The sequence below is a fragment of the Phascolarctobacterium succinatutens YIT 12067 genome, from assembly GCF_000188175.1.
Classification (GTDB): domain Bacteria; phylum Bacillota; class Negativicutes; order Acidaminococcales; family Acidaminococcaceae; genus Phascolarctobacterium_A; species Phascolarctobacterium_A succinatutens.
This window is the reverse complement of record NZ_GL830925.1, coordinates 127-1,775: the sequence shown is the minus strand read 5'-3', so window position 1 is coordinate 1,775 and position 1,649 is coordinate 127. Positions and strand designations below refer to the sequence as shown.

The 1,649-nt window shown below is 35.1% G+C and carries 1 protein-coding gene; it reads left to right on the top strand.

Features of this window, described 5'->3' with window-relative positions; genetic code table 11:
- The first annotated feature begins 247 nt into the window (after window positions 1–247).
- Entirely contained in the window at window positions 248–1,450 is a 1,203-nt protein-coding gene (locus HMPREF9443_RS08240; RefSeq protein WP_040565343.1) for an ATP-binding protein, read from the top strand.
- The last annotated feature ends 199 nt before the right edge of the window (window positions 1,451–1,649 follow it).

Genomic DNA, 1,649 nt, shown 5'->3' with positions numbered 1-1,649 from the left:
GATTTCAGTTTTCCAATTATAGAACCTTTTTTGTGCCTGCGTTTAGGTTAAGGAGGAGCAACTCGTGCAAAAGTATTAAAAATAATTAACAGTAACGCAAAAATCGCTCATAGTGTTAAAATAAATTAATACTATCGACGAAATGTGCGATAGTGTTAAAAATAATTAACACTGTTGCGGAGGGGAGTGAGTTGTGTTAGAATATAATAAAGGAAAATGTGCTGACAAAGCGGAAAGGAGCAGGGTTATGGTTATCAGAACACAGTATCTGGAACGTTTGCGCCCGTTTTATGATTCGGAGCTGGTAAAGGTTATTACCGGCATCAGACGTTGCGGTAAATCTACTATTTTGCGTCAGGTTATTGCTGAAATAAAGGAAAATGGTATCGAGGATTCGCATATCGTTTACATAAATTTTGAAGATTATAAGTATCATAAGCTGACAGATGCAGATGCTTTTTATGAATATGTTGAGCAAAAAATTGTTGATGAAAGTAAATATTATCTGTTTTTCGATGAAATTCAAAATGTAAATAATTTTGAGCTTGTGGTAAATTCTTTTCGGGCAACTCATAATGTGAGTATTTTTATTACCGGTTCTAATTCCAAACTGCTTTCGGGAGAATTAGCTACGCATTTAAGTGGCAGGACTGTATCTTTGCGCGTATTGCCGTTCAATTTTATGGAGTTCTGTCAATACAAAGATATCTCTGCACCAGATTATGAAAGCCTGTTGGCGGAATACATGACTTATGGTGGCTTGCCTTTGGTATGTGGTGCTGCCAATAAGGAAACCAAAGAGGTTATTTTAAATAATATATATGATGCGGTTGTGCTGAAGGATATAGTCATGCGTAACAAAATAAATTCACCGCTAGTACTGGAAAAGGTACTTGATTATATTGTAGGTAACTCTTCACTGACTGTTTCCGGTAATGCTATTGCCGGTACGCTTTCAAGTAATGGGCATAAGGTTTCTGCACCTGTTGTGTATGATTATCTGCGCTGCATTGTTGATGCCTGTGTTTGCGATAAGGTTTCGCGTTATGATATTCGTGGCAAGAAGGCGCTTGCATTTGAAGAGAAGTATTATGTTTGCGACCTTGGCTTTCTGCATTTGAAGAAAAACAGAATTAAGGATGAGTATAACTATATTATTGAAACAATTTGCTATAATGAGCTGATTTCGCGTGGCTATAAGGTCTATGTAGGTAAAACCTGGAAGGGTGAGATTGACTTTATCGCAGAATTGAATGGTAAGATTATTTATATTCAGGCAGCGTATCTTTTAACTGATGAAAAAACGATAGAGCGAGAGTTTGGAGCATATGAAAAAATTGCTGATAATTATCCCAAATATGTTATAACTTTGGATAAGCATACCATTTCAAGAAATGGCATTATCCATTATAATCTCATTGATTTCCTGCTCAGAAAAGTAGATCTTTAATTTTTAGTATGCAATATAATATTTTGAATCAATCACGTAAGCAGTTTACTGTGCTTGCGTGATTTTTCTTTGAATTTCTATAAATATTTTTTTGCAAGCGCAATGGCATATTTTGACAGAATGTGAAAAAAATTTAAGCTTTTTTCTGGAATAAGCAATTCTGTTACGGATAACGTATAATAAGTTGCGCAAATTCAAT